This window comes from Actibacterium mucosum KCTC 23349, from assembly GCF_000647975.1.
GTDB classification, from domain to species: Bacteria; Pseudomonadota; Alphaproteobacteria; order Rhodobacterales; family Rhodobacteraceae; genus Actibacterium; species Actibacterium mucosum.
This window is the reverse complement of record NZ_JFKE01000008.1, coordinates 44,889-71,812: the sequence shown is the minus strand read 5'-3', so window position 1 is coordinate 71,812 and position 26,924 is coordinate 44,889. Positions and strand designations below refer to the sequence as shown.

Annotated in this window: 24 protein-coding genes; 17 read left to right on the top strand and 7 right to left on the bottom strand. The window is 63.4% G+C overall.

Annotation, left to right across the window (positions count from 1 at the left end; translation table 11 throughout):
* Window positions 1-40 precede the first annotated feature (40 nt).
* Window positions 41-1,303 carry an ABC transporter substrate-binding protein gene (locus ACMU_RS16345; protein WP_035261707.1) on the bottom strand — a complete coding sequence of 421 codons (1,263 nt, stop codon included), beginning with the start codon at window positions 1,301-1,303 and terminating at the stop codon, window positions 41-43.
* A 173-nt stretch (window positions 1,304-1,476) separates the two neighbouring features.
* On the opposite strand from ACMU_RS16345, the gene ACMU_RS16340 reads away from it, so the two are divergent.
* On the top strand, window positions 1,477-2,982 hold the full coding sequence (locus ACMU_RS16340; protein ID WP_035261706.1) for a sulfatase: 1,506 nt from the start codon (window positions 1,477-1,479) through the stop codon (window positions 2,980-2,982).
* 9 nt (window positions 2,983-2,991) lie between these two features.
* Window positions 2,992-4,281 carry a sulfatase family protein gene (locus tag ACMU_RS16335; RefSeq protein ID WP_035261704.1) on the top strand — a complete coding sequence of 430 codons (1,290 nt, stop codon included), beginning with the start codon at window positions 2,992-2,994 and terminating at the stop codon, window positions 4,279-4,281.
* On the opposite strand, the gene ACMU_RS16330 is transcribed toward ACMU_RS16335, so the two are convergent.
* The gene (locus ACMU_RS16330; protein ID WP_161635699.1) at window positions 4,278-4,973 is read right to left on the bottom strand and encodes a GntR family transcriptional regulator; all 696 of its coding nucleotides are present in this window, start codon (window positions 4,971-4,973) and stop codon (window positions 4,278-4,280) included. The genes ACMU_RS16335 and ACMU_RS16330 overlap by 4 nt on opposite strands.
* 210 nt (window positions 4,974-5,183) lie before the next feature.
* On the opposite strand from ACMU_RS16330, the gene uxaC reads away from it, so the two are divergent.
* A complete protein-coding gene (uxaC, locus tag ACMU_RS16325; RefSeq protein WP_035261700.1) occupies window positions 5,184-6,593 on the top strand; it encodes a glucuronate isomerase in 1,410 nt (469 codons plus the stop codon).
* Between the two features lie 73 nt (window positions 6,594-6,666).
* Here the strand turns inward: uxaC and ACMU_RS16320 are convergent, their stop codons facing one another.
* The 4 genes from ACMU_RS16320 to ACMU_RS16305 are packed head-to-tail and all read right to left on the bottom strand — an operon-like array spanning window position 6,667 to window position 11,594.
* Window positions 6,667-7,617, bottom strand: a complete 951-nt coding sequence (locus ACMU_RS16320; protein WP_161635698.1) for a sugar ABC transporter substrate-binding protein — start codon at window positions 7,615-7,617, stop codon at window positions 6,667-6,669.
* A gap of 49 nt (window positions 7,618-7,666) precedes the next feature.
* Window positions 7,667-8,638, bottom strand: coding sequence for an ABC transporter permease (locus ACMU_RS16315; protein WP_081805569.1), 972 nt, complete (start codon window positions 8,636-8,638; stop codon window positions 7,667-7,669).
* Complete coding sequence (locus ACMU_RS16310; protein WP_035261697.1) at window positions 8,635-10,134, bottom strand: sugar ABC transporter ATP-binding protein; 1,500 nt, start codon at window positions 10,132-10,134, stop codon at window positions 8,635-8,637. Before ACMU_RS16310 ends, ACMU_RS16315 begins: the two co-directional genes overlap by 4 nt.
* Complete coding sequence (locus ACMU_RS16305) at window positions 10,134-11,594, bottom strand: aldehyde dehydrogenase family protein (RefSeq protein WP_035261694.1); 1,461 nt, start codon at window positions 11,592-11,594, stop codon at window positions 10,134-10,136. Before ACMU_RS16305 ends, ACMU_RS16310 begins: the two co-directional genes overlap by 1 nt.
* A gap of 258 nt (window positions 11,595-11,852) precedes the next feature.
* On the opposite strand from ACMU_RS16305, the gene ACMU_RS18915 reads away from it, so the two are divergent.
* Window positions 11,853-12,572, top strand: coding sequence for an IclR family transcriptional regulator (locus ACMU_RS18915; protein WP_161635697.1), 720 nt, complete (start codon window positions 11,853-11,855; stop codon window positions 12,570-12,572).
* Between the two features lie 3 nt (window positions 12,573-12,575).
* On the opposite strand, the gene ACMU_RS16295 is transcribed toward ACMU_RS18915, so the two are convergent.
* Window positions 12,576-13,145 carry a LuxR family transcriptional regulator gene (locus ACMU_RS16295; RefSeq protein ID WP_236626286.1) on the bottom strand — a complete coding sequence of 190 codons (570 nt, stop codon included), beginning with the start codon at window positions 13,143-13,145 and terminating at the stop codon, window positions 12,576-12,578.
* Between the two features lie 61 nt (window positions 13,146-13,206).
* Here ACMU_RS16295 and ACMU_RS16290 point away from each other — a divergent pair, with 61 nt between their 5' ends.
* From ACMU_RS16290 to ACMU_RS16230, 13 genes are all read left to right on the top strand, one after another.
* Window positions 13,207-14,367: an acetyl-CoA acetyltransferase gene (locus ACMU_RS16290; protein WP_035261690.1), complete on the top strand. Its 1,161-nt coding sequence runs from the start codon at window positions 13,207-13,209 to the stop codon at window positions 14,365-14,367.
* 233 nt (window positions 14,368-14,600) lie between these two features.
* Window positions 14,601-15,860, top strand: coding sequence for an ABC transporter substrate-binding protein (locus ACMU_RS16285; protein WP_035261809.1), 1,260 nt, complete (start codon window positions 14,601-14,603; stop codon window positions 15,858-15,860).
* Between the two features lie 67 nt (window positions 15,861-15,927).
* Window positions 15,928-16,839, top strand: a complete 912-nt coding sequence (locus ACMU_RS16280; RefSeq protein WP_035261688.1) for a branched-chain amino acid ABC transporter permease — start codon at window positions 15,928-15,930, stop codon at window positions 16,837-16,839.
* Window positions 16,836-17,831 carry a branched-chain amino acid ABC transporter permease gene (locus ACMU_RS16275; RefSeq protein ID WP_035261685.1) on the top strand — a complete coding sequence of 332 codons (996 nt, stop codon included), beginning with the start codon at window positions 16,836-16,838 and terminating at the stop codon, window positions 17,829-17,831. The genes ACMU_RS16280 and ACMU_RS16275 overlap by 4 nt, the downstream gene beginning before the upstream one ends.
* A complete protein-coding gene (locus ACMU_RS16270) occupies window positions 17,818-18,582 on the top strand; it encodes an ABC transporter ATP-binding protein (protein ID WP_035261683.1) in 765 nt (254 codons plus the stop codon). Before ACMU_RS16275 ends, ACMU_RS16270 begins: the two co-directional genes overlap by 14 nt.
* On the top strand, window positions 18,579-19,292 hold the full coding sequence (locus tag ACMU_RS16265) for an ABC transporter ATP-binding protein (RefSeq protein WP_035261680.1): 714 nt from the start codon (window positions 18,579-18,581) through the stop codon (window positions 19,290-19,292). Before ACMU_RS16270 ends, ACMU_RS16265 begins: the two co-directional genes overlap by 4 nt.
* Window positions 19,293-19,301: 9 nt before the next feature.
* Window positions 19,302-20,315, top strand: a complete 1,014-nt coding sequence (locus ACMU_RS16260; protein WP_035261677.1) for an NAD(P)H-quinone oxidoreductase — start codon at window positions 19,302-19,304, stop codon at window positions 20,313-20,315.
* A gap of 85 nt (window positions 20,316-20,400) precedes the next feature.
* Window positions 20,401-21,444, top strand: coding sequence for a phosphotransferase family protein (locus ACMU_RS16255; protein WP_035261806.1), 1,044 nt, complete (start codon window positions 20,401-20,403; stop codon window positions 21,442-21,444).
* Between the two features lies 1 nt (window position 21,445).
* Window positions 21,446-22,624: an acyl-CoA dehydrogenase family protein gene (locus ACMU_RS16250; protein WP_035261804.1), complete on the top strand. Its 1,179-nt coding sequence runs from the start codon at window positions 21,446-21,448 to the stop codon at window positions 22,622-22,624.
* A gap of 2 nt (window positions 22,625-22,626) precedes the next feature.
* Window positions 22,627-23,373 (top strand): SDR family NAD(P)-dependent oxidoreductase, encoded by a 747-nt coding sequence (locus ACMU_RS16245; protein WP_035261675.1) that lies wholly within the window; start codon window positions 22,627-22,629, stop codon window positions 23,371-23,373.
* Complete coding sequence (locus ACMU_RS16240) at window positions 23,370-24,560, top strand: CaiB/BaiF CoA transferase family protein (RefSeq protein WP_035261673.1); 1,191 nt, start codon at window positions 23,370-23,372, stop codon at window positions 24,558-24,560. The genes ACMU_RS16245 and ACMU_RS16240 overlap by 4 nt, the downstream gene beginning before the upstream one ends.
* A gap of 10 nt (window positions 24,561-24,570) precedes the next feature.
* Window positions 24,571-26,172, top strand: a complete 1,602-nt coding sequence (locus ACMU_RS16235; RefSeq protein ID WP_035261670.1) for an acyl-CoA synthetase — start codon at window positions 24,571-24,573, stop codon at window positions 26,170-26,172.
* The gene (locus ACMU_RS16230; RefSeq protein ID WP_035261668.1) at window positions 26,165-26,923 is read left to right on the top strand and encodes a FadR/GntR family transcriptional regulator; all 759 of its coding nucleotides are present in this window, start codon (window positions 26,165-26,167) and stop codon (window positions 26,921-26,923) included. The genes ACMU_RS16235 and ACMU_RS16230 overlap by 8 nt, the downstream gene beginning before the upstream one ends.
* Window position 26,924: the final 1 nt, after the last annotated feature.

The window sequence follows — 26,924 nt, the reverse complement described above, 5'->3', positions numbered from 1 at the left end:
CGGCCCCATCCCATGCGTTCAGGCAAAAGGCTGCGGCGGATTACTCGGCCGCTTTGGCCTTAACGTCTGCATCGATCGCGGCCAGCGCATCATCCAGCGAGATTTCGCCATTGATCGCCTGGGTCAGGTAATCCGGCACGATGCCGTAGATGGCAAAGTTCTGCGGATAGGCCGACAGCCACCAGGCCGCTTCGGGTGCGCCCGCAGCATTGCCCGAGAAAACCGACAAAGCCTGACCAATTTTGGGGTCAAGGCTGGAATAGTCGACACCGGTCTTTTGCAGACCCTGGTGGCCCGAGATCGAGCTGGTGGCGATGGCGATGGCCTCGGCATTCTCTTCCCGCGCCATGTAGTCGATGAACGACGCAACGGCTTCGGGATGCTCGCTACCCTTGTAACCAGCCAGCGACGCGCCGCCCGGAATCGCACCGCAGCCCGCCGGGCCACAAGGCGCCGGAACAGCGGCCCATTCGAAATCGGTGATGTTCTCGGCATAGTTGCCGATCATCCACGATCCCGACTGGTGCATGGCCACCGTGCCATCCAGGAATTGCGGGGCGCAGTTGCGGTACTGGGTACCTGCACCTGCCGGCCAGCCTTCCTGCGGCATCAGCCCCTCGGCATGCCAGCCCACGAACAGTTCCGAGAACGCGCGGAACCCGTCATCCACCAGGATCGGCTCGCCATTTTCCTGCAGCGCCGCGCCATAGGAAATCGCCGGACCGGCCCAGCGGTGGGTGGTGCGGTCCATGCACAGGCCAGCGGTCAGGCCCAGTTCGTCCTTCACGGTGCGCAGCGCCTCGGCCCAGTCTTCCCAGGTCGCGCCGTCACCCGGCAGGTCCACGCCGGCATCCTCGAACATTGTCAGGTTTACAAACGGGCCTGTCATCGAAAGAAGCGTTGGCCAGTGATAAATGCCATTGTCACCGGTCACCATCGTCGCCCGGCCCAGCACGTTGGAATAGTTTTCTTCCCAATAAGCGCGGTCAATATAGGGCGACAAATCCAGCAGGTAGGGTGCGAAACCACCCACGTCGGTGATGCGGAACAGATCGGGCGACTGGCCGCCTTCCACCTGCGTCAGCAGTTGTTCGCGGATCACCTGATAGGCCACCACTTCCATGTCCAGCGTGTGACCGGTTTCCGCGGTCCAGCCTTTGGCAAGCTCTTCAAAAGTCTCGCATTCAACGTTGTTGTTATAGCAGATGAACGTCAGCTCGGCGGCCGAAACCGGCCCCGCAAAAGCGACCGCGGCGGCCGCGATGGCCGTCTTGGTTGTCGCCGAAAGTTTGATTGAAGACATTGTTCTCCTCCCTTGGAATCACGTGCCGGGCGCTCCTCTTCCCGGCTTCGCTGTCACCTCGATAGCACTTGCCACGGGGTAAATCAATCGTGTATCAGTTTTCTTGCCTGTCAATGAAACTCCCTGCTAAATAAGGGTTCCCAGATCGCACTTCATATGGATCCAACCTACCCATGAAAACTGTATTCCTATTGTTCGATTCGCTGAATCGCCACTTTCTGCAAAATGCTGAAACGCTGGGAATACCTACGCCAAACTTCGACCGGCTGACCGCACGCAGTGTTTCCTTCACCAACCATTTCGTCGGTTCCATGCCCTGCATGCCAGCACGCCGGGACATCATGACGGGTCGGTTGAACTTTCTGCATCGCGGCTGGGGCCCTTTGGAGCCCTTCGACAACGCCTTCCCTGCGATTCTGAATTCACACGGCATCCACACGCACCTTAGCACAGATCACTACCACTATTTCGAAGAAGGTGGCGCGACCTATCACACGCAGTATTCCAGCTTCGAGTTCTTTCGCGGCCAAGAGCGTGATCCGTGGAAGGCCGACGTGTCACCAGACATGGAAAAGATCCGCCAGACGCATCACCGGATGCACCTGCAATCGTTCGACGCCTTCGCCCCGCGGTTGGCTTATGTCACCAACCGCGCGCAGGTGACCGACGACACACAATTCCCGTCGGTGCAGTGTTTCCAGGCCGGGTTGGACTTCCTTGAAACAAACCACGCGGCGGACAACTGGTTCCTGCAGATCGAAACCTTTGACCCGCACGAACCGTTCCACGCGCCCGATGCCTTTCGCAGGCTGTTCAATTCGCCCTATGACGGCCCGATCCTGGAATGGCCGAAATACGGACCGGTGAACGAAACCGACGACGAAATCGCCGAGCTGCGCGCCAACTATGCCGCGCTTCTGTGCCTGTGCGATGCACAGCTTGGCCGCGTTCTGGATGCATTTGACCAATACGGCCTGTGGGACAACACCGCGCTGGTTGTGACCACGGATCATGGCTTTCTACTGGGCGAGCATGATTATTGGGGCAAGGGGCAGATGCCGCTTTACAAGGAAATCGCCCATATCCCGCTTTATATGCACCATCCCGATACGGCGGATCGCAATGGCGGCACATGCGATGCCCTGACCCAGAATATCGACCTGATGCCCACGTTTCTGCAGTTCCACGATGCTGCTGTTCCGCCACATGTCGACGGTGTCTCGCTTTTGGATGCGCTAAAGAACGGCAATGCCCGCGACATCGCGATCTATGGCTATTGGGGCAGCGGGGTGAACGCCACGGATGGGCAATACAGCTATTTCTGGTACCCGGAAAACGACCGGGACGCGCCGCTCTACCAATACACGCTGATGCCGACAAACATGGCGTCGTTCTTTGACCCGGGCGATCTGGCGCAGGCGACGCTGGTAAACGAGTTCTCGTTCACCAACGGGACACCTGTGCTGAAGGTGCCGTTGACGCGCAAGGACGCGAACATCCTGGCCAATATCGAAGCGCCGTCGCAGCTGTTCGATATTCAGGCCGATCCTTTGCAGACCCGCCCGCTGAACGACACGGAGCGTCAGGGCTGGTTTCAGACCCACATCCTGACCCAATTGCGCGCCAACGAGGCGCCGGCCGAGCTTTACGCCCGCTTTGCCAGATCCGCGCAGACCTAAGGACCGATCATGAATATCCTGCTGATCCACACCCACGATACCGGTCGCTATGTCTCGGCCTATGGCTATCCGGCGCCAACGCCGAACCTGCAGCGTTTTGCCGAAACCGGCGTGACCTATCGCCGGGCATTCAGCGCGGCCCCCACCTGTTCGCCCAGCCGCGTGGCCCTGATGACCGGCTGCCATCCACATCAGTCGGGCATGTGGGGGCTGGCTCATCGTGGCAGTCGCATGACCGATCCGGGCCAGCACCTGTCACACGCCCTGCACGCCACCGGGTATCACACCGCGCTGATCGGAGTGCAGCACGAGGTTGCCGCGTCCGAGATCGAAAGCCTTGGCTACGAGCATGTTCAGACCGAGCTTGGCCAGAATTCGTTCGCGATTGCCGAAGCGGCCGCCAAATGGTTGACCCGCGCGCCGTCTGACCGGCCTTTCTTCGCCTCGGTGGGTTTCTTTGACACGCACCGCCCTTATCTGTCCGAGGTCTCTGCCGGGATCGATGCGCGCTGGCTGCGGCCGCCCGAACCCTTCCCCGACACGGACCCGATGCGCGCTGACATGGCCCGGTTTTATACCGGTCTGGCCGAGGTGGATCGCGGCGTTGGTCAGATCCTCGCCACGCTCGACGCGCGCGGCCTGTCGGACAACACGATGGTCATCATCACCACCGATCACGGCATTGCATGGCCCGGGATGAAAGGTCGCCTGACCGATCACGGCACCGGCGTGATGCTGATGGTCCGCGCACCGGGTGTGGACGGCGGCAGCGTCAAGGATGATCTGGTCTGCCAGACCGATATCTTCCCCACGATTTGCGCGTTGCTTAACCTTGAAACGCCGGAACGCTGCGGCGCGCATCTGCTTCCCGGCCTCGGGCTGTCCACGCCCTCTCGAACGCATGTCTTTGCCCAAACCAATATCCATGCCTCGATCGAAGTGGGCAGGTCCATCCGGACAGACCGCTATCGATATACCGAGCGCTTGCACGGCGGCGACCATTGGCACATGGCCAATATCGACCCCTCGCCGCCGCGCGACATGCTGGTGCAAAACGGGGTCGCCACACAACCCGCGGCGCAAAGCGCCTTCTACGACCTTGCCGCTGACCCGTTAGAGGCCAATCCGATTGCACCCGATCACCAACCGGCGGAAGCGGCAGCCCTCAAGGCACAACTGGATGCGTGGCGGACAGAAACAGCCGATCCGCTGCTGGACCCTGCATTCACCTGGCCTGCCGGCATGGCGCTGACCGATCCGACGTCCGAGAACCCCGCGCAGATCGTCGCCAGCACCTAGCCGGGTTTCAGGTCTGCGCACAGATCAACATAGGTTGGTTCCAGCTCCGTCAGGCGCTCCAACAGAATCTCGACCCGGTGCAAATGCACGTCCAACGCGGCCACCGCCGCCTTTGTGTCCCCCTCGACAAGGGCAGACAGGATCGCGCGATGCTCGGCAATGGCGCGGTCCGGCGAAGAGCCAAGCCCCAGCGTCGCAATCCGCGCCCGGTCCACATGCAACTTGGCAGGCTGCAGATAGTCCCACGCATGCGCCCGCCCGCCGATCTGGAACAGCGCCTTGTGAAACGCCTCGTCCAACGTGTGAAACTCGCGCCGGTTGGCCTTGTCCGCCGCAGCCTGTTGTGCATCAATCAGGTCAGACAGCCGCGCGGCGTCTTCCGCGGACACAAGGCCCGAGACCCGTCGCACATTCGCCTCTTCCACAGCTTGCCGCATAAAGGCCCCTTCGTGCACCAGCTTGGACGAGATCGGCGTGACGTAATTGCCCGATTGCGGCACCCTGCGGACCAGCTTTTGATCCTCCAGCAGGCGCAGCGCCTCACGCGCGTGGGACCGCCCCACGCCAAAGGCCTGCGCCATCGACATTTCCGGCAAAGTGTCGTGCGGGCGCAACCGGGCAAACAGGATATGATCCCGCAGCGCCGCTGCCATGGCCGAGGCAACGGACTGCCCACGCGGAATGGTATCCACGTCGAACGCTTCGCATAGCGCGGGATCAAAGTTCTGCTTGTGCCGCCCTGAAACCATACTTGTCCTGCCCGCTGCCCACGTCTGAGGTTAAACAGCACTACACCATGCCAGAGGGCGCCAACCAACCGAAAGAATTGAATTTTTTTCATTGTACTTTGTTTACTTGTCAGCAAGTTAGTGTCAGGCAGCGGAAAAAACGGGGACCTCCACATGACATCGCAACCCATGCTTCATCCCGACCGGTTGTTACCGGCCGACCCGCAGACCCGCGCCATTGCCCGCGACCTGCTGGCCGGGATCGTCGATTTACCGCTGGTCTGCCCGCATGGTCACGTACCGATCGAATGGTTCGAAGCCGATTATCGCTTCCCCGACCCGGCCGAGCTGTTGATCCGCCCCGACCACTACGTGCTGCGCATGTTCGCCAGCCAGGGGTTCAGCTATGACCAGCTGGGCGTTTCCGGGGGGGAACCGGCCGTGGATGCGCGCACGGCGTTTCGCACCTTTGCCACCCATTACGACCTCTTCCTTGGCACCCCGTCGCGCAGCTGGATTGACCACGCTCTGTATGAAAACCTCGGCGTCACCGAAGAGCTGAACGAAAACAGCGCCGATCGTGTTTTCGACCATATCGATGCACAGCTGGCCCGACCCGAATTTACACCCCGCGCGCTGTTCACCACCATGGGGATCGAACTGCTGGCGACGACCGACAGTGCCGTGGATGACCTTGCCCGCCACGCCGCGCTGGCCGCCGACCCGTCCTTTGCCGGCCGGATCATCCCAACCTTCCGCCCGGATTCCGTAACCGACCCCGATCACGTCGCCTTTGCCGCCGACATCCGCAAACTGTCCGACCTGACCGGCGAAAATATCGCCACCTGGTCGGGCTACCTTTCCGCCCTGCGCAACCGGCGTGCCGTCTTTGCCGCCCACGGCGCCACTGCCACGGACCACGGGTTTGCCACGGCGCAGACCGCGAACCTTGACCCCGCCACCTGCCAAACGCTGCTGGACGCCGCCCTGTCCGGCACCGCCACGCCCGATCAGGCCGCCCGGTTCCGCGCGCAAATGCTGACCGAGATGGCCCGGATGAGCGCCGAAGACGGCATGGTCATGCAGATCCACGCTGGCTCGTCTCGCAACCACGCCCCGGTGATCCAGTCGACCTACGGGCTGGACAAAGGGTTCGACATGCCGACCGCCACCAACTGGACCGTCGCGCTGAAGCCGCTGCTGGACCAACTGGGGTTCGCGCCGAACCTGCGCATCCTGCTTTTTACGCTGGACGAAACCACCTATGCCCGCGAGCTTGCCCCGATGGCCGGCGCCTACCCGGTGCTGCGGCTGGGCGCGCCGTGGTGGTTCTTTGACAGCCCCGCAGGCATGGCACGCTATTTCGACCAGGTGGTGGAAACCGCAGGCTTCGCCAATCTGGCCGGGTTCGTGGATGACACGCGTGCGCTGATGTCGATCCCTGCGCGCCACAATGTCTGGCGCCGCGCGACGGCTGGCCACCTCGCCCGCATGGTGGCCGAACATCAGCTGACGATGGCACAGGCGGCGCGTTTGGCCGAAGACCTGTCAGTGACCCTGGCCCGCCGCGCCTACAAACTGTAACCCCCTGCTCTAAAATGAGAAAAGGGCGCCCAGCGCAGAACACTGGACGCCCCCGGGAAGCTCTGATTGGGGATCAGAACACCTTGTTGGGGTCGTAGCGCTTATAAGCCTCGTCTTTCAGCACCAGACCCGAATAAAGCGGCGTGATATTCGGCAGTTCGGCGCCGGCCAGCATCCCCATCAGGTGATGGAACCCGGTGCGGCCGATCTGGTCGCTGTCATTCACCGCAGTAGCAATGAAGTTCGAACCGTCGCGCATCATCTCGCGCAGCGTATCCTTGCCCGCATCCGAGGCGCCGAACACCATCTCGCCCGACCGGCCCGCATCGTCGGCGGCCTTTTGCGCGCCCAGACACATCGAGTCGTTTTCGCAGAACACACCGGCCAGATCGGCATGCTGCGCCAGCATGTCCGACATCACCTTGTACCCGCCATCAACACCCCAGCCGCCGAAACCCGGCGCCACGGTGATCTTCATGTCGGGGCTGCTGCTCAGCGCCTCGGTAAACGCCTCGGTCCGCGCGATGCCGATCGAGTTATCCGCCGGGCCGCCCTTGATCACAAGGATATGGCCCGTGCCGCCCAGGTGGTCCTCCATATGGTCGCCGATTACGCGGCCCATCACGTCGTTTTCGGCGCCAACCCAGTTCCACGGGGTCTCCAGGTTGGTGTTCTTCCACAGACGGTCCACGAACACGACGGGAATGCCCGCCTCTTCGATGGCGATCAGGGCGCTGGGGATGGTTTCGGTTGGGCCGGCGCTGATGATCAGACCGTCCACGCCCTTGGCGATCAGGTCGTCAATATCGGCGGCCATCTTGGCGGCGTCAAACCCGGCATCGGTCGAGATCACCTCGACATTCGAATAGGCCTCGGCCTCTTCATGCACGGCCACATCCATGCCGGCGAAATACGGCGCGCCATAGAACAGGTTCGCCACGCCGATCTTGATGCCATCCGCCGAAGCGGCCCCGGCGCCCAGGACAACCGCAATCGCGGCCAGGCTGGTGGTAAGTTTCTTCATCATTAATCCTCCCAAGGTCGATGAATAAGGGTCACTGCGGTGAATTTCGTCAGCTGTCAGGTTTGCGGCGCAGCAGCACCGCGATCAGGATGATCACGCCTTTGACAATCTGTTGGTAATAGCTTTGCACGTTGAACAGGTTCAGCACGTTGTCGATCAGCGCCAGCGCGATCACCCCGCCGAACATGCCGCCCACCGTACCGCCGCCGCCGCCAAGGATACCGCCGCCAATGACCACGGCCGCGATGGCATCCAGTTCATAGGCCACGCCCACCGAGGGCTGCGAGATGCCCAGCCGCGCGGCCAGCAACACACCCGCCAGCGCCGCGAAGAAGCCGCAGATCACATAGGCCAGCGTGGTTTGCGCCCGCACGTTCACACCGGCCAGACGCACGGTTTCGGGATTCATGCCGATGGCCATGATCGACCGGCCCGACCGGGTGTGGTTCATGAAAAACCAGACAACCGGGATACAGGCCAGAAAGATCGCGAACGTCACCGGCACCACGCCAAAGATTTTGCCCGCGCCCAGCGTTTTCAGGAAAAACTTGTCGGTCGCATAGGTGGGTGTCTCGGAATAGATGAACAGCGCCCCGCGCACCGCGCCCATCATCGCCAGCGTCACGATGAAGGGCTGCAGGCGCATATATGCGATCAGCACCCCGTTGATCAGCCCCACAACCACCCCCACCGACAGTGCGATGGCAATGGCCGCGCCCACCGGCATCGTCTCTTGCAGCCCCGCGGCCAAAAGCCCGGCAAAGGCCACGGTGGACCCCACCGACAGGTCGATCCCGCCCGACCGGATCACCACATACATGCCGATGCTCAGCAACCCGGTTGTGACCATCTGACGGGCCACGTTGACCATGTTGCGTTCGGTCAGGAACACCTCTTGCATCAGGGCCGTCACGATGATCAGCACCACAACCCCCACCCCAAACAGGATGTTGGCCTTGGCCGCCCGCGACATCGGCGGGCGCTGCTCTTTTTGCGGTTGGCTCAGCGTCTGTTCAGTCATGCGGCAGGTCTTTCCACAGTTGCGGCAGCAACAAAAATTTCGTGTTCATTGGTTTCTTCGGGCACCATTTCGGCGACAATCCGGCCGGAATTCATCACGCATAGCCGATGCGCCAGGCCCAGGATCTCCGGCATTTCCGAGCTGATAAGCAAGATCCCCATTCCCTGCGCGGCCAGATCAGCGATCAGGCGATAGATCTCGACCTTTGTGGCGATATCCACACCACGCGTGGGTTCGTCCAGGATCAGAACCTTCAGTCCCTGCATCAGCAACCACTTGGCCAGAATGACCTTTTGCTGGTTGCCGCCGCTCATCCGGCGCAGGATGTAAGACAGCTCCAGCGGGCGCAGGTCCAGCTTTTGCACCTGCCGGAACACCATGTCGCGCTGCGCCCGGCGGTTCAGAACCGGCCCGCGCGAGATGCGGCTCATCGAGGCCAGCCCGGCATTGTCCAGCACATCAGCATCCAGCGCCAGCCCGTCCACCTTGCGTTCCTCGGTCACAAAGCCCAGCCCCGCCGCCATCGCCCGTTTCGGCGTGGGCGCGTTCAACGGCACGCCGTCGATCACCACGTCGCCCCCCTGGCGCGGATCAGCGCCGAAAATGGCGCGCATCACCTCGGACCGGCCTGACCCGACCAGCCCGCAAAACCCCAGAATCTCGCCGGCTTTCAGGTCAAACGACACATCGTGCACGCCCGGCGCGCGCAGCCCCTGCACCGACATCCGCACCGGCCCGTGATCGCGGACACGGGGCGGATAAATCTTTTCCAGCGGTCGGCCCACCATCGACTGGATGATCCGGTCATGGGTCATCATGTCGGCGGGCGCCTCGTCCACGCTGCGCCCGTCCTTCAGCACCACAACCCGGTCCGAGATCTCCAAAACCTCTTCCATCCGGTGCGAGATATAAAAGATGATCGTGCCAGCGGCCTTCAGCTCGGCAATCTTGGCGAACAGCAGATCGGTCTCGCGCTGGGTCAGCACACCGGTGGGTTCGTCCAGGATCAACAGCTCCGGCTTGTTGCGGATCGCCTTCGCGATCTCGAACATTTGCTGCACGGCCACCGGGTAATCCCCGGCCGGGCGCCGCACGTCGATCTCGGGCATGCCCAGCGCCACCATCTCGGTCCCCGCATCGGCCCACAGCGTCGCCCAATCGATCCGCCCCCAGCCGTTCACCGGCAGCTCGCCCAGAAACAGGTTCTCGGCCACCGACAGGTCGGGCAGCAGGCTAAGCTCCTGATAAACCGTGCGAATGCCGCGATCAAAGGCGTCATGCGGAGACGTGATCAGCACCGTCTTTCCGTTGATCTCGATATGGCCCAGCGTCGGCATGCGCGATCCGGCCAGAATGGACATCAGGGTGGATTTCCCCGCACCATTCTCGCCGCAGATCGCCACAACCTCGCCGCGATAGGCGGTAAACGACGCCTCGCGCAGGGCCAGCGTCGCCCCAAAGGATTTCGCCACTTTTATGAGCGAAATCTGCTGCATCAGCCATTCACCTCAAATACGTCAAACGCGTCCTTCAACACGATGGTCTTGGTCTCAGACATGTCCTTCAACGTTTCCATCAACCCTTCGCGCACGCCATTGCCCGACAGTTTTCGGCCGCCAAAGGGCAGGCATTCAATCCGCATTGCGGTCTGATGGTTCACGATCACCGTACCCACCTGCAGCTTCATCGAGGCATTCATGATAGCACGGAAATCATTGGTAAAGATCGAGGCCTGCAACCCGTAGTCCGAATTGTTCACCATCGCGATGGCATCGTCGATCGTGTCAAACGGTACCAGGGGCAAAACCGGGCCGAACACCTCTTCGTTCAACAGCACGCTGTTATCCGGAATGTCTACAAAGACTGCCGGATCAATATGTTGGCCGTTTTTACCGCCACCGATCAGCAACCGCGCGCCTTCGTCCACGGCGCGGTCGATCTGCGCCTTCACGCCCTCGGCAGCGCGCGCGCTGATCATCGGGCCCACATCGGTATCAGGCTGCGTATGGTCGCCCACTTTCAGACCGCGGGTCAGTTCCACCACCCGGTCCACCACGGCCTGATGAATTTTCTTGTCGATAAATACTCGCTTTACCGCACAGCAGATCTGACCGTTGCCCGACGTGAACCGCCCGGCTACCACCGCCTGTGCGGCAATGTCTGGGTCCACGTCGCCGCAGACAATCGTTGCGTCCGAGCCACCCAGTTCCAGATGCACTTTCTTCAGCGTCCGCGACGCGGCCACCGACACCAGCCGCCCCACCTCGGTCGAGCCGGTCATCGACACCATGTCGACCCCGTCCACCTCGGCCAGTCGTGCGCCCACAACCTCGCCATACCCGGTCAGGATCTGGTGCGCCCCGGCGGGCAACCCGGCCTCTTCGTAGTATTTCGAGATTTCCAGCATCGCGAGCGGGCATTCTTCCGGCGCCTTCGTTATCACCGCATTCCCGGCAGCCAGCCCGCCCGCGATCTTGTGTGACCAAAGCTCGACCGGATAGTTGAACGGGACGATCGCGGCGATCACCCCCAACGGTTGGTACAGCGTCATGGCCAATGAGTTTTCAAGGTTGGGAATACCGTTCAGCGGCACGGAGTGGCCATGCAGGCGCTTGGCCTCCTCGGCATAGCCCTTGATGATCCGCGCGGCGGCGTCGATTTCCCAGCCGTCGATTTCCTTGAATGTCTTGCCGTTCTCGGCGTTCAGCAGCGCCACCAGATGTGCGCGATTCTCGGTGATCCGGGCCGACACGGTTTCCAGGATCTCGGCACGGCGATGCGCCGGCATCGCGGCCATCTGAACCTTGGCGCGATTGGCGGCATCGACGGCCCGGTCCACGTCGTCGGCAGTGGCGGCAGGAACGGCCCCCAGCACCCCACCAGACGAGGGGTTGGTGATTTCCATCAGGGCCTGATCCGCGGATCCGACCCAGTTGCCGTCGATAAGCATCAGCATGGTGCAGCTTCCAATTTGTTCACTATGCTATCCTGTTTTCAAAATGCGTCTTACGTCAACGCAAAATGAACAAATTCCACCGCTCCACCAGCTAAAACGTTGTTAATTATTTAAATTTTCTGTCCAATTTACGTTCAGAACTTACAACATAACGTGAAACCTTACTGGGACTAGACAAGCAATCCGAGTATTGATACGCATATTGTACACATATCGTACAGGTGAACCATGGCCCGCGACTCAAATAAGAGCTCTACCGTGCTCAAGGCTTTCAAGGTGCTCGAAGCTGTCGCTGCGGGCGCTGGCCCGATGTCTGCCGCCGACGTGGCCGAGGCTGCGGGGCTGGAGCGGGTGACCACCTATCGAATGCTGCGCACCATCGAAGAGGCCGGGTATCTGGACCACGACGCGGCCACCAAAACCTTCCGCATCAACCCGCGCATGCTGACCCTGGCGCGGCCCGTATTTGCCGACGGTCCCGACCGGCAGCGCATCGCCGATCTGCTGCGCGCCACGTCTGAACGCACCGGTGAAACCTGCCACTATTCCGAGCTCAGCGGGATCGAAACCGTGCTGACCCAACGCGCCAAGGGGGTGCAGCTGGTGGCGGTTGATTTCGCCATTGGCACGCGCTGCGAATTGCACGCCACATCGGTGGGCAAGGCGATCCTGGCGCATCAACCCCCGGCCTTTATTCAGGACTATCTGACGCTGGACCTGAAGACCTATACCGACCGCACCATCGCCGACCCCGACCTGCTGATCAGCGAGCTGGAGCGGGTGCGCATGCAGGGCCATGCCTTTGATTTTGAAGAGCTTTCCAGCGGCATGAACTGTATCGCCGTACCCATCCGCAACGCCATGGGGCATGTGGAGGGGGGCATCTCGATCTCGGGGCCGTCGAACCGGCTGACGCGCGCGCGCCTGAACGAGCTGGGCCAGATCATGCGCGACGAGGTGCGCCGCATCGGCGCCTGACGCCTACATCGCGCCCGACAGCGCGGCCAGCAATTCGGTGCCGTTGCGCACCCCGAACTTCTTCAGCAGATTGCCGCGATAAATCTCGATCGTGCGCGGCGACAGGTTCAGGCTGCGGGCGATATCCTTGGTCACCTGCCCCTGCACCAGCAACATCGCCACCTGCCGTTCGCGCGCGGTCAGCTCCACCACGGGCCGCGCATCCGACAGGTCGGCAAAGCTCCAGACACATTTGGAAAACGGGTTGGCGCGGTCGGCGGTATGGCCGCGCGCGCGGCACCAGAACAGCGTGCCGTCCTGCTTGCGCATGATGCGTTCATCCATGTAGCGGCCGGTCTTCATCAGGCCCTCTCGGCCCAGCCGCCCGGTCTCGACAAACTCGCGCGTCGACGGGTACAGCATCGACATCATCTTGCCCATCATATCGGCCTGCCGATAGCCGAACATCGAACAAAACTCATCATTACAAGCGGTTATGATCCGCTCGCGGGTCACAACCAGCCCCACGGGCGCCATGGTGAACCCCAGCATCGCGGTGTCGTGATCAATGTCCATGAAGCTACGTAGTCTCACGTATTTGGCGGCCTTGGTGGGATGATAAGGTTGAAGACAGCAAAAGAGAAGGAGGAGCGCCATGGACGCGCGCATCGTTGGCTGGGGCCACACGAAATTTGGCCGCCTGGAAGAGGCCAGCCTTGAAGACATGATCATCGACGTCGCCCAGCAGGCCGTGGCGCACGCGGGCATCGACTATGCCGATGTCGACGGGATCTGGGTGGGGCATTTCAACTCGGGCCTTGTCAGCGACGGGTTCCCGTCATCGCTGGCGCTGGGGGCCAGCGACGATTTGCGCTTCACCCCCGCGACGCGGGTGGAAAACGCCTGTGCCTCGGGCGCGGCGGCGGTGTATTCGGCGCGCGACGCCATCCGGTCGGGCCGCGCCAAGGTTGCGCTGGTGATCGGGGCCGAGAAGATGACTTCGCAAACCACCGAAGGCGTGACCGAAGCGCTGGCCGGGGCGTCGTATCAGAAGGAAGAGGCCGGCGTGTCCTTCCCGCAGATCTTTGCGCGGATCGCGCAGAAGTATTTTCAGGAACATGGTGATCAGTCGGCAACGCTGGCCCGGATTGCCGCCAAGAACCACGCCAACGCGCTGAACAACCCCCTGGCGCATCTGCGCAAGGACCTGGGGTTCGAGGCGTGCAACACCGTGTCGGACCGCAACCCGCTGATCGCGCCGCCGCTGCGGATGACCGATTGCTCGTTGATCTCGGACGGGGCGGCGGCGCTGATCCTGGCCGCCGATGACGTGGCCGAGGATATGGCCAACAACATCGCCTTCCGCGCGGCGGTGCAGGTGAACGACTACCTGCCGATGTCGCGGCGCGATATCCTTGCCTTCGAAGGACCGGCGCGCGCCATCAACACGGCGCTGCAGACCGCGGGCGCCACCACCGCCGATCTGAGTTTTGGCGAGGTGCATGACTGTTTCACCATCGCCGAGCTGCTGATTTACGAGGCGATGGGCCTGGCGCCGCGCGGTCAGGGCGCGCGCGCGATCGAGGACGGCATCGTGGCCGCCGACGGGGCGCTGCCGATCAACCTGTCGGGCGGGCTGAAGGCCAAGGGCCACCCCGTGGGCGCCACTGGTGTGTCGATGCATGTCATCGCCGCGCAGCAGCTGACTGGCACCGCCGGCGACATGCAGGTGGCCGACCCGCGGTTGGGCATGGTGTTCAACATGGGTGGCTCGGGCGTGGCGAATTTCTGCAGCGTGCTGGAAAACGCCGGCTGAAACGGCCGGACAATCGATTTTTGCAAAGGGGGCCTGCATTGCGGCCCCCTTTTTTGTTGGACCGTTTCGAATCATTTCAGTCGGACCAAAAATCGTCACACCCTAACTCTACCCAGCAGCTAAGACGGTAAATCCCCGATTTTTAACAAAATTTGCCACTTGCGCTGGGAGGCCGTCGTCCTTTACGTTTCTCATTACAGTCCAACTGTCGGACTGTAATGGGAGGAAATGTCGTGACGAACCACAAGCTCAACACGGGCCGCAGACGGTTTTTGAAAACCGGTGCAGCCACGGCCATGGCGCTGAGCGCGCCGGCCATCCTGCGCGCCGAAGGTACCGGCGCCATCCGCGTGGGCATGCCCACCATCCTGTCGGGTGTCGTGTCGATCCTGGGCGAAAGCTCGGTCGCTGGCGCCAAGCTGGTCTTTGACGAGTTCAACGCCAGTGGCGGCCTGGACGGGCGCAAGATCGAACTGATCACCCGCGACAGCCGCGCCAAACCGGAAGAGGCCGCCAAGGCGGTCCGCGACCTGGTCAATGGCGACGGGTGTAACATCATCCTGGACGCCGAAGCCTCGAGCGGCAGCTTTGCCGTGCAGGAGGTCATCAAGTCCATCGGCGCGCTGTGCCTGCACACCGTGTCCGAGGCGACGCCGCTGTCGGCCGACCCGGCGCTGCACGCCCCGACCGCGTTCCGGTCGGCCCGTCAGGGCATCCACGACGCCATCGGCGGCGGTGCCTATGCAGCGGCCGTAGCCAAGGAAAAGGGCCTGAAACGCTGGGCCACGTGTTCGCCCGATTACGCCTATGGCCGCACCACCACCGCCGAGTTCATGGAGTACGCCAAGTATTTCAACAGCGATATCGAGGTGATCGGCCAGGCCTGGCCCAAGCTGTTCCAGCCCGACTATACCGAGGTGATCACCCGCATCCTGCAATGGCGCCCCGATGCGCTGTACTCGGCGCTGTGGGGGGGCGATCTGGTGTCGTTCATCGACCAGGCGAACCTGTACGCGCTGTTCGATCAGACCGAGACCTTCTCGGTCAACCTGGGCGACTATCCGGTGCTAACTGCGGTTGAGCAACTGCCCAACGGCATGCGCTCGGGCAGCCGCTACAACAAGGTTGTGCCGAACACGCCCGAGAACAACGCCTTCTACGACGCTTATGTGGCCAAATTTGGCACCCTACCGACCAACTGGTCGTGGGAGAACGCCACCGCCGCCACCTTTGTCATCGAGGCTCTGAAAGACGTGGGCACCGACGATCCGGTCAAGCTGGCCGAGGCCATCCGCGGCCGCACGATCGCCTCGCCCTTTGGTGTGGACGGCACGCTGACGATGCGCGCCGAGGACCACACCCTGACCGGTTACGCAGTGGGCTATGGTGTGACCACTGCCGAAGAGCCGTTCATGAAAGACTTTCACACCTCCTCCTGGGAGCAGATCCTGGAACTTGAAGCCGACTGGAAGAAACGCCAGGGCTTCGCCTGATCCAACCCAGACTGCCGGGATGCGTTCGCGCATCCCGGCCCCTTTTTACCAATAAAGCGAGAGGCTTATGGAACCCGCAGCCTTGCTCGACTGCCTGACATCTTTGTCCTGCGTCGTCACCCAAACCACCAGCGGCCTGATCATCGGCATGCTGTTCTTTCTGGTCGCCGCCGGGCTGACGCTGATTTTCGGCGTGCTGGGCATCGTGAACTTTGCCCACGGGGCATTCTATATGGTCGGGGCCTATCTGGCCTATTCTGCCTATCAGGTGACCGGCAGCTATCTGGTGGCCGTGCTGGCCGGCGGGTTCGGCGCCGCGATCCTGGGCGTATTGTTCGAGCGCTTTGCAATCCGGCGGGTCTATGGCGAGAACGTGCTGTTGCAGCTTTTGGTCTGCTATGGCTTCGTTCTGGTGGCCGATGACCTGGTGCAGATCATCTGGGGCTCGGAATACCTGTCGATGGGGATGCCGCAGGCGTTCCGTCTGCCGCCGGTCTTTATCGCAGGTGGCATTGTGCCGCCGTTCTATATCTTCATCATCACGGTGGCGGCTGTCTTTGCCGCGGTGCTGTGGTTCATCATCGAGCGCACCCAATACGGCCGCATCATCCGCGCCACCGCGGTGAACCCGACGATGGTGTCGGCGCTGGGGATCCCCACGCCGCTGATCTATCTGTCGGTCTTTGCGCTGGGCATGTTCCTGGCGGGTATGGCCGGGGGGCTGGCCGCGCCGATCCGGGCGCTGACGCCGGGCATGGGCTTTTCGGTCTTGATCGTGTCCTTCGTGGTCACCGTCATCGGCGGCATGGGCTCGGTCACCGGGGCGCTGGTGGCGTCGATCCTGATCGGGCTGGTGCGGTCCTATGGCTCCATCGGGTTCCCGTTATTCGTCGACGGGCTGATGTACGTGATGATGGGCCTTGTCCTTGTTTTGAAACCCAACGGCCTGTTGGGCCGTCAAGAAGCGAGCCGTCCATGACCCGTTCAACCACACGCAACGCGCTGATCGCGCTGGCCGCATTGGTGGTGCTATTGGCGCTGCCGCATCTGGGCGGTGGCGAGAAGCTGGCCGATTACATCATCTTCGCCGCGGCCTGGGGCCTGTTGGCCACCGGTCTGAACCTGCTGATCGGCTATACCGGGCTGATCTCGTTCGGCCATGCGATGTTCTTTGCCTCGGGCGCCTATTCCTTTGGCGCGATCATGCAGGCGCAGATCATGCCGGTGCCGCTGGCCATTGTGGCGGCGCTGATCATCACCGGGGCCATCGCGGCCCTGATCGGCGCCATCTGTGTCCGCCTGAGCGAGATCTATTTCGCCTTTCTGACGCTGGCGTTTCAGATGTTCTTTCACTCGATCCTGCTCAGCTGGGTGGATGTGACCGGCGGCGATAACGGCTTGTTGGGTGGCATCCCGACGCCGGTCTTTTTCGGCGTGGATCTGAACCAGCCCGAACATCTTTATGCCTTTTGCGTCACGGTCACGGTTCTGGCGATGTATTTGATGCACCGCATCGTGTCGTCGCCCTTTGGCTTTACCCTGCGCATGATCCGCGACAATGAGCGTCGCGCCATCTTCCTGGGCGTGAACGTCTTTGCCGTCAAGCTGACCTGTTTCGTGCTGTCGGCGGTGTTCTCGTCGGTGGGCGGCATCATCCTGGCGCTGTTCATCTCGGGCGCGTATCCCGACTTTGCCTTCTGGACCACCTCGGGCGAGGCGATCTTTATGGTGATGCTGGGCGGGTTGACCAACTTCTTTGGCCCGATCCTCGGGGCGCTGATCCTGACCGGTCTGAACGACATCGTGGTGACCTATACCGACCATTACGGGCTGTTTTTGGGAGGCATCATCCTGCTGTTCTCGCTGGGTCTGCGCAAAGGTGTGCTGGATTTCGTGAAACCCGGCGGGCGCAAGTCGACCCCCGCCCAACCCACCGCCGACGCAAAGGAGGCAACCCATGCTGACGCTTGATGCCGTGCACAAGAACTTTGGCGGGATCAAGGCCACGCGCGACGTGTCGCTGGATTTCCCCAAAGGCAGCCTGTCGGCGATCATCGGGCCAAACGGGGCGGGCAAGACCACCCTGTTCAACCTGATCAGCGCGCAGATCGCACCCAGCGAAGGGGCGATCACACTGGATGGCGCGTCGATCGTCGGGCGCTCGCGCACCGAGATCGTGCGCGCCGGCGTGGTGCGTGCCTTTCAGGTGGCCAGCCTGTTCCCCACCCTGACCGCGATGCAGGCGATGACCGCGGCGCGGGTGTCGTATCTGGGCAAAAGCTTTGGCATGTGGCGCCCGTTTGACGCCACGCTGCCGCCCGAACGCGCGATGGAGATCCTGGCCCTGCTGGATCTGGGCCACGCCGCCAATACCCAGGTCAGCGCCCTTTCGCATGGCGACCAGAAGCTGCTGGATATCGGGCTGGCGCTGGCGATGGAGCCGCGGGTGCTGTTGCTGGACGAACCCACCGCCGGGCTGGGCCCGCAGGAACGCTGGTCGATGATCGAACAGATCAAAGAAATCTGGCGCGCGCTTGGGCTGACCATCGTCTTTATCGAACACGACATGGATATCGTCTTTGCCACGGCCCAGCAGATTCACGTTCTGGTCAGCGGCGCAGTACTGGCCAGCGGCACACCCGATCAGGTGCGCGGCGACCAGCGCGTGATCGACGCCTATCTGGGCACCGCGCTGGACGAAGAAAAGGAGGCCGCGCAATGACCACAACCATGCTGAGCGCCCAGGGCCTGTGCAGCTATTACGGGCTGAGCCAGGTGCTGTTTGACATGTCGCTGTCGGTTGAGCGTGGCGAGACGCTGGCGCTGCTGGGGCGCAACGGGGCGGGCAAGTCCACCACGATGAAATCGTTGATGGGCGTGCTGAAACCGGCCCGCGGCGCCACGCAGTACGGCGGCAAAACCATCAGCGGCTGGCGGCCCGAACGGGTGGCGCGCGCAGGCGTTGGCTATGTGCCCGAAGACCGGCAGGTCTTTGCCGAGCTGACCGTCGAAGACAACCTGCTGATGGGCGCCAAGGCGGGCACCAAGGGTCAACGCGATTGGACGCTGGAGCGGATCTACGACACGTTCCCGATGCTGACCCCGCTGAAGTCGCGGCAGGCCGGGCTGTTGTCGGGCGGCGAACAGCAGATGCTGTCGCTGGCGCGCACGCTGATGGGCAACCCCGACCTGTTGCTGCTGGACGAACCGTCCGAGGGGCTGGCCCCGCTGATCGTCGAACAGATCGGGCACGTGCTGAAGGACCTGCGCGCCGGTGGGCTGACCATTGTTCTGGCGGAACAGAACATGCGGTTCTGCCTGGACCTGGCCACCAATGCGGTGGTGATCGACCACGGCACCGCGGTGTTCAGCGGCGCCATCGACGCGCTGATGGCCGATCAGGCGCTGATCGACAAATACCTCTCGGTTTAGGACGCTGTTATGACCCAAGATCTGCCCCAATCCATGCGCGTGATCTCGGCCCGGCTGGGCGGCGATGCGCACAGCCTGCTGCTGGAAACCCGCCCGGTGCCGCGCCCCGGCCCCGGGCAGGTGCTGATCCGGGTGGCCGCGGCCGGGCTGAACCGCGGCGACATCCTGCAACGCGACCGCAGCTATCCCGCCCCGCCGGGCACCGAATACGACGTGCTGGGGCTGGAAGTGTCGGGCTGGGTGGCCGAGACCGGCGACGGGGTGACCGGACTGACCGCTGGCGCGCCGGTCTGCGCGCTGCTGAAGGAAGGCGGCTATGGCGAATACGTGCTGGCCGACGCCACGCTGGTGCTGCCGGTGCCCGAGGGTGTGGCGGTGGTCGATGCCGCCGCGCTGCCGGAAACCTTTTTCACCGTGTGGGCCAACCTCTTTCAGCGCGGCGGGCTGCATACCGGGCAGACGGTGCTGATCCATGGCGGGTCCAGCGGCATCGGCGTGACCGCCATTCAGCTGGCCCGCGCCTTTGGCGCGCGCGTGCTGTGCACCGCCGGCAGCCCTGCCAAATGCGATGCCTGCCTGCGGCTGGGGGCCGATGCGGCGATCAATTACCGTGACCGCGATTTCGTCGCCGAGGTGATGGCCGAGACCGGCGGCCAGGGCGTGGACCTGATCCTGGACATGGTTGCCGGCAGCTATCTGCAACGCAACCTGGACGCGCTGGCGCTGGAAGGGACGGTGGTGATGATCGGCCTGATGGAGGGGATGGAAACCGCGTTCAATATCGGCAAACTGCTGACCCGGCGGTTGACGATCACCGGGTCAACCCTGTGGGCGCGCACGCCCGCGCAGAAAGCCGCCATCGGGGCCGAGCTGCGCACCGAGGTCTGGCCGCTCTTTGCCCAGGGCCGCCTGCAGCCGGTGGTTCAGGCCCGGTATCCGCTGGACCGCGCCGCCGACGCGCATATCGCGCTGCAACAGGGCGACCATATCGGCAAGCTGCTGCTGACGATGGGGGCGGAATGATGTTCAGCCCAACCAAACTGTGGCTGGTCGTGCGCGGAACTTTGGTCCAAGGTGTTTCAACGTGAATATGGTCGGACAGAATAATATGACGAAGCCCTTTGAACTGGATACCGAAATCCTGGCCCGGTATTTGGCCGAACAGGGTCTGACGCTGGACCGCGACGTGGCGCCCAAGCGCTGTGCCGGCGGGTTGGCGAACCTGAATTTCGAGCTGTCTGTGGATGGTCAGCGCGCCATTCTGCGCCGCGCGCCGTCGGGGCCATTGCCCAAAGGCGCCCATGACATGGCGCGCGAACACCGGGTGCTGTCGCGCCTGTCGGCGCATCTGCCGCTGGCGCCGCGCAGTTTCCACCTGTGCGAAGACGCCGCGGTTCTGGGCGCGCCGTTCCAACTGATCGAATTTCGGCAGGGCCGCGTTTTTCGCGGCGACGATTTGTCGGCGATGAACCCGGGCGAGGATATGGCCGCGGCCCTGCCCGGCCTTCTGGCCGGCGCGATGGCCGACCTGCACGCGGTGGACCCGGCGGCATGCGGGCTGGACACGCTGGGCCGGCCGGCGGGGTTTGTGCCGCGCAACGCCGCGCGCTGGTCGGGTGCCGTGGTCACCATGTCAGACGGCACACCCCACGCGGGGCTGGCGCGCGAGGCCGCCGATCTGGTGCAGGCGCGGTTTGATGGCTGGGCCGATGGCGACGTGACGCTGCTGCATTGCGACATCAAGCTGGACAACCTGATCCTGGCCGATGACGGGCTGCGCGCCGTGGCGCTGCTGGATTGGGACATGGCGACGCTGGGCGACCCGATCTATGATCTGGCGACGCTGCTGAGCTATTGGACCGAGCCGGGTGATCCCGAAGGCATGCAGCGGCTGCGCCAGATGCCCACGGGCCATGCCGGATTTCCCAGCCGCGACGACATGGCCGCCGCCTATGGCCGCGCCACGGGCCGGTCGCTGGACACGTTGGGCGCGATGCGCGCCCTGTGCCAGCTGAAACTTGCGGTGATTTTCCTGCAATTGCACGCGCGCTGGGTCGATGGCGCGCTGGGCGATGACCGCTATGCCGAATTTGGCACCCTGGGTGTCGAGCTGTTGGAATATGCGCGCGACGTGGCGCGTTTGGGAGGATAAATTGGACTTTTCGCACAGCCCTGAGATCACCGAACTGGCCGCCCGCACGCGGGCCTTTGTCGAACAGCAGGTGATCCCTTACGAGGATGACCCGCGCTGGGGCACCCATGGCCCCACCGACGAGCTGCGGGTCGAACTGAACGCGCTGGGCCGCGCGGCGGGTCTGTTTGCCCCGCACGCGCCCAAGGAATTTGGCGGGCTGGGCCTGAACCAGGTGGACCGGTCGGTGGTGTTCGAGGCCGCCGGATATTCGTTGCTGGGCATCGCCGCGCTGCATTGCGCTGCGCCGGACGAGGGCAATTTGCACCTGCTGGACATGGTCGCCAATGACGCGCAGCGCGCCGCCTATCTGGCGCCGCTGGCGCGCGGCGCGCGGTCGTGCTTTGCCATGACCGAGCCCGATGGCGCCGGCGCTGACCCGTCGATGATGCAGACCACCGCCGAGAAAACCGCCGATGGCTATGTGATCAACGGCACAAAGTGGCTGATCACCGGGGCGCGCGGGGCCAGTTTCTGTATCATCATGGCCCGCAATGTGGGCGGCGACCACGATGGCGGCGCCACGATGTTCCTGACCCCCCTGCCCCGCGACGGCATTTCGATCGACCGCGACATGGACACCATGGACAGCAGCTTTGCCGGCGGCCACTCGGTGATGCGCTTTGAAAACCTTGTGCTGCAAGAGGACGACATCCTGGGCGCCGCGGGCGAAGGGTTCAAATACGCGCAGGTCCGTCTGGCGCCCGCGCGTCTGACCCATTGCATGCGCTGGCTGGGGGCCGCGCAGCGCGCCCATGACGTGGCCGCGCGCTATGCCACCACGCGCCACGCATTTGGCAAGGCGCTGGGCGAGCACGAGGGCGTGGGCTTTATGCTGGCCGATAACGAGATCGAGATGCGCGGCGCGCGGTTGTCGCTGCAACAGGCGGCCTGGGTGCTGGACCAGGGCGGGCGCGGCACCACCGAAAGCTCGATGGCCAAGGTGCAATGCTCCGAGGTGATCTGGAACGTGGTGGACCGGTCGATGCAGATCCTGGGTGGGCGCGGCATCACCAGCGAAACGCCGGTGGAACGCATTTTCCGCGAGGTGCGCGGCTTTCGCATCTATGACGGCCCGTCCGAGGTGCACCGCTGGTCGCTGGCGCGCAAGGTGCTGAAGAAAGCAGGGGTAAATCAGTGAACATGCTTGACTTAAGCGGAAAAAACGCCGTCGTGACCGGCGGCAGCCGGGGCATTGGCCTGGCCATCGCAACGGCGCTGGCCGAGGCGGGCGCGCGCGTGATGATCACCGGGCGCAGCCTCGACAGCCTGTCAAAAGCGCTTGAAAGCATGCCGAAAGGCACGTTGAGCTACGCCGGCGACATTGCCGAGGCCGAGGCCGTACAGGCACTGGTATCCCACGCCGAAACCGCATTGGGGCCGGTGGACGTGCTGGTGAACAATGCGGGCGTGAACCCGTATTACAAGCCGCTGGAACGCACCACGGATCAGGAATGGAACCACATCGTTGACGTGAACCTGACCGGCACGTTTCTGTGCATTCGCGGGTTCGGGCAAAAGATGCTGGACCGCGCCCATGGCTCGATCATCAACATCACCTCGGTGGCGGCCAAAACCGGGCTGGCACGCACCGGCGCCTACTGCGCCGCCAAGGCCGGGGTCGAGGCCTTGTCGCGGTCGCTGGCCAAGGATTGGGGGGCCAAGGGCGTGCGGGTGAACAACGTGGCCCCGGGCTATGTGAAAACCGACCTGACCGCCGGGCTGTCGGCCAATGACGGCCTACGCAGCATGGTCGAAGACCGCACCCCGGCGGGCCGTCTGGCCGAACCGGCCGAGATGGCGGGCGCAGTGGTGTTTCTGGCCTCTGATGCGGCCAGCTATGTGACCGGCGCCACCATCGCCGCCGACGGGGGGTGGACAGCCACATGAGTATTCCTGCCAAAGGCGCGCTGGACGGGCTGCGCGTGCTGGACCTGACCCGCCTTTTGCCCGGCGCGTTTTGCACGCAGCTGCTGGCCGATATGGGCGCCGAGGTCATCAAGATCGAAGAACCCGGCCGTGGCGATTACAACCGCGAATTTGTGCCGATCAACGTGAAGGAAAGCGGCTCGTTCCTGCTGTTGAACCGCAACAAGAAAAGCGTGACGCTGAACCTGAAGTCAGACGAGGGCAAGGCGCTGTTCCTCAAACTGGTGGCCGGTGCCGACATCGTGGTCGAAGGGTTCCGGCCCGGCGTGATGGACCGGCTGAACCTGGGCTATGACCGGCTGGCGGCGGAAAATCCGGGCCTGATCTATTGCGCGATTTCGGGGTTCGGACAGACCGGCCCCTATCGGCTGATGCCGGGGCACGACCTGAACTATCTGTCGCTGGCCGGCGGTGCGCGGCTGTTTGCCGGGCGCGACGGGCGCCCGATTGTGCCGGGGCTTTCCATCGCCGATGTGGGCGGCGGCAGCCAGATGGCGGCCACCGGCATTCTGGCCGCGGTGATCGCGCGCGGGCGCGACGGGGCGGGCCAGTTCATCGACATCTCGATGACCGATGGCGCGTTCTCGTGGCTGGCCTATCACGGGGCGGATTGGCTGTTTGCAGGCGACAACCCGCGCGGTGGCCAGCGGCCGTTTATCGGCTCGGCCCCCTGCTATAACATCTATGAATGCGCCGATGGCGGCTTTGTCGCGCTGGGCATTATCGAGGCGCATTTCTGGGAACGCTTCTGCACCGCCGTGGGCATGGAGGACCTGATCGCCGATCAATGGCCCGACGACGATGCCGCCGAGGTGCAGTTCAACCGGCTGAACGCGCTGTTCCTGACCAAACCGCGCGACGTCTGGGTGGCCGAACTGGAACCCGCCGACATCCCGTTCTCGGCCGTTTATGACGTGGGCGAGGCATTTGACGACCCGCAGCTGAAAGCGCGCGACATGATGCTGAGCGTCGATCATCCGGTCGAGGGCACGATCCCGCAGCTGGGCTTTCCGATCAAGCTGTCGGGCACGCCCTGCGCAATCACCGCGCCGCCGCCAACGCTGGGCCAGCATAATGCCGAGCTGCTGGGCGATCTGGGGCTTGACGATGCCGACATCGCCCGGCTTGCCGAAACCAACGTGATCTGAGGGAACCGTCATGCAAAAACCGTTCGACGATTTTCAGTGGGACATCCCCGCGCAGTTCAACTTTGCCACCGATGTGGTGGACCATTGGGCCGCCAAAACCGACGATCTGTGCCTGATCTGGGAAAACGGCGCGGGCGCGCGGCGGGTCTTTACCTATGGTGACATGTCGCGGCTGACCAAGCGGCTGGCCTATGCGCTGCAAGAGGCGGGCGTGGTCAAGGGCGACCGGGTGATGATCATCATGCCACGCATCCCCGAATGGCAGATCGCCGTGGTTGCCGCGTTGCGCCTCGGCGCGGTGCCGATCCCGTGCATCGAGATGCTGACGGCGAAAGAGGTGCAATACCGCGCCGACAACGCCGAGGCCAAGGCGGTGATCTGCCGGGCCGAACAGGTGGACCGGGTGGGCGATGGGCTGGCCGATGTGCCGGTGAAATTCGCGGTGGGCGCGCGCGCGGGCTGGCGCTCGGTCGCCGAGGCGCTGAACCAATCCAACGAGGCCGCGGCGGCGGTGGTCGAGGCCGAGGATCCGGTGCTGCTGTATTACACCTCAGGGTCGACCGGGAACCCCAAGGGGGTGCTGCATTCGGCGCGCGGGCTTTACACCTGGCGCTATTCGGCGCGGCACTGGCTGGATGTAAAGTCGGGTGACCGGATCTGGTGCACGGCCGATACCGGCTGGTCCAAGGCGGGCACGTCGGTCCTGTTTGGGCCATGGTCCGAGGGTGGCTGCGCGTTTTTCTATGACGGCCCGTTTGACCCGGCCGAGCGGCTGCGCCTTTTGGCGCGCAACCGGGTGTCGATCTATTGCGCCCCGGCGACCGAGCTGTATCGCGTGGTTGCAGAAGACGTCGCCGCGCACGATCTGGGCGCGCTGCGGCGCACCGTGTCGTCGGGCGAGGCGATGAACCCCGAGGTCGCCGGCCAGTGGAAGGCCGCCACCGGTCTGGACGTGGCCGAGGCCTATGGGCAGACCGAAACCCTGATGACAGCGCTGACGCTGAAAGGGTTGGACGTGCAGGTTGGCTCGATGGGCGTGTCGGCCCCGGGCAGCGATCTGGTGATCGTCGACGACACCGGCGCCGAGCTGCCCAATGGTCAGATCGGCCACGTGGCGCTGCGCCTGCCCAACCCGCAGATGATGCTGGGCTATTGGAAAGCGCCGGAAAAAACCGCCGAGGCCATCCTGGACGGCCCGCAAGGCAAGGTGTTCGTCACCGGCGATCTGGGCCAGCGCGACGATAACGGGTTCTTCTGGTACGCCAGCCGGTCCGATGACGTGATCAACTCGGCCGGTTATCGCATTGGCCCGGTCGAGGTGGAGAACGCCCTGCTGGAACACCCCGCGGTGCTGGAATGCGCCGTTGTCGCCTCGCCCCACCCCGAACGCGGCGAGGTGGTGAAGGCGTTCATCGTGCTGGCCAATGGCTTTGCAGCCTCGGACGCGCTGGTGGCCGAGATTCAGACCCATGTCAAATCTGTCGCCTCGCCGTATAAATACCCGCGACGGGTCGAATTTCGCACGGCCCTGCCCAAAGGCCCCACCGGCAAATTGCTGCGCCGGGCGCTGCGGGACGAGGAAATGGCAAAAAAGGCTGTCGCCCATGATTGATGAAAACGTTCTGCAACCGCTGCACACCGAACCGGCCTACAAGCTGGCCGCGCGCACCATGCGCGAGCGTATCCTGAACGGCGACATCAAGGTGGGCGAGGTGCTGCCCTCGGAGCTGGCGCTGGCCGATCTGTTGCAGGTCAACCGGTCCACCGTGCGCGAGGCGATCCGCCTGCTGGAGGAAAACGGCATCGTGTCGCGCAAACCCGGCGGCAAAAAGCTGTTTGTGTCGATCCCCAAATCCACCGACCTGTCGGGGCCGATCACCGGCGCGATGATCCTGCAAAAGGTCACGTTGAACGAGCTGTTTCGCACCATGCACGTGCTGGAACCCGCCATCGCGCGCGACGCGGCACTTTACGCCAGCCCCGAACAGATCGCGGCACTGGAGGCCAACCTGGCCCAGACCGAGGCGCAGGCGGGTGATGACGCGATGCTGTCCGAGCTGGACATCGCCTTTCACAACCTGATGTCCGAGGCCTGCAACAACCGCGCCATCCTGCTGAGCCGCCAACCGATCAGCGAGCTGTTTTATCCCGCCTTCGACGCGGTGATGAAGCGGCTGAATGCCGGCGAACGGATGCTGGCTGCGCACCGCCATATTGTCGATGCGATCCGCGCCCGCGACCCCAAAACCGCCGAGGATTGGATGCGCCGCCATATCGAGGATTTCCGCCGCGGGTACGAGCTGGCCAACCTCGATATCGACCTGCCCATCGCCCGCCTGCCCCGCAGCGGCACCGAGGATTGAG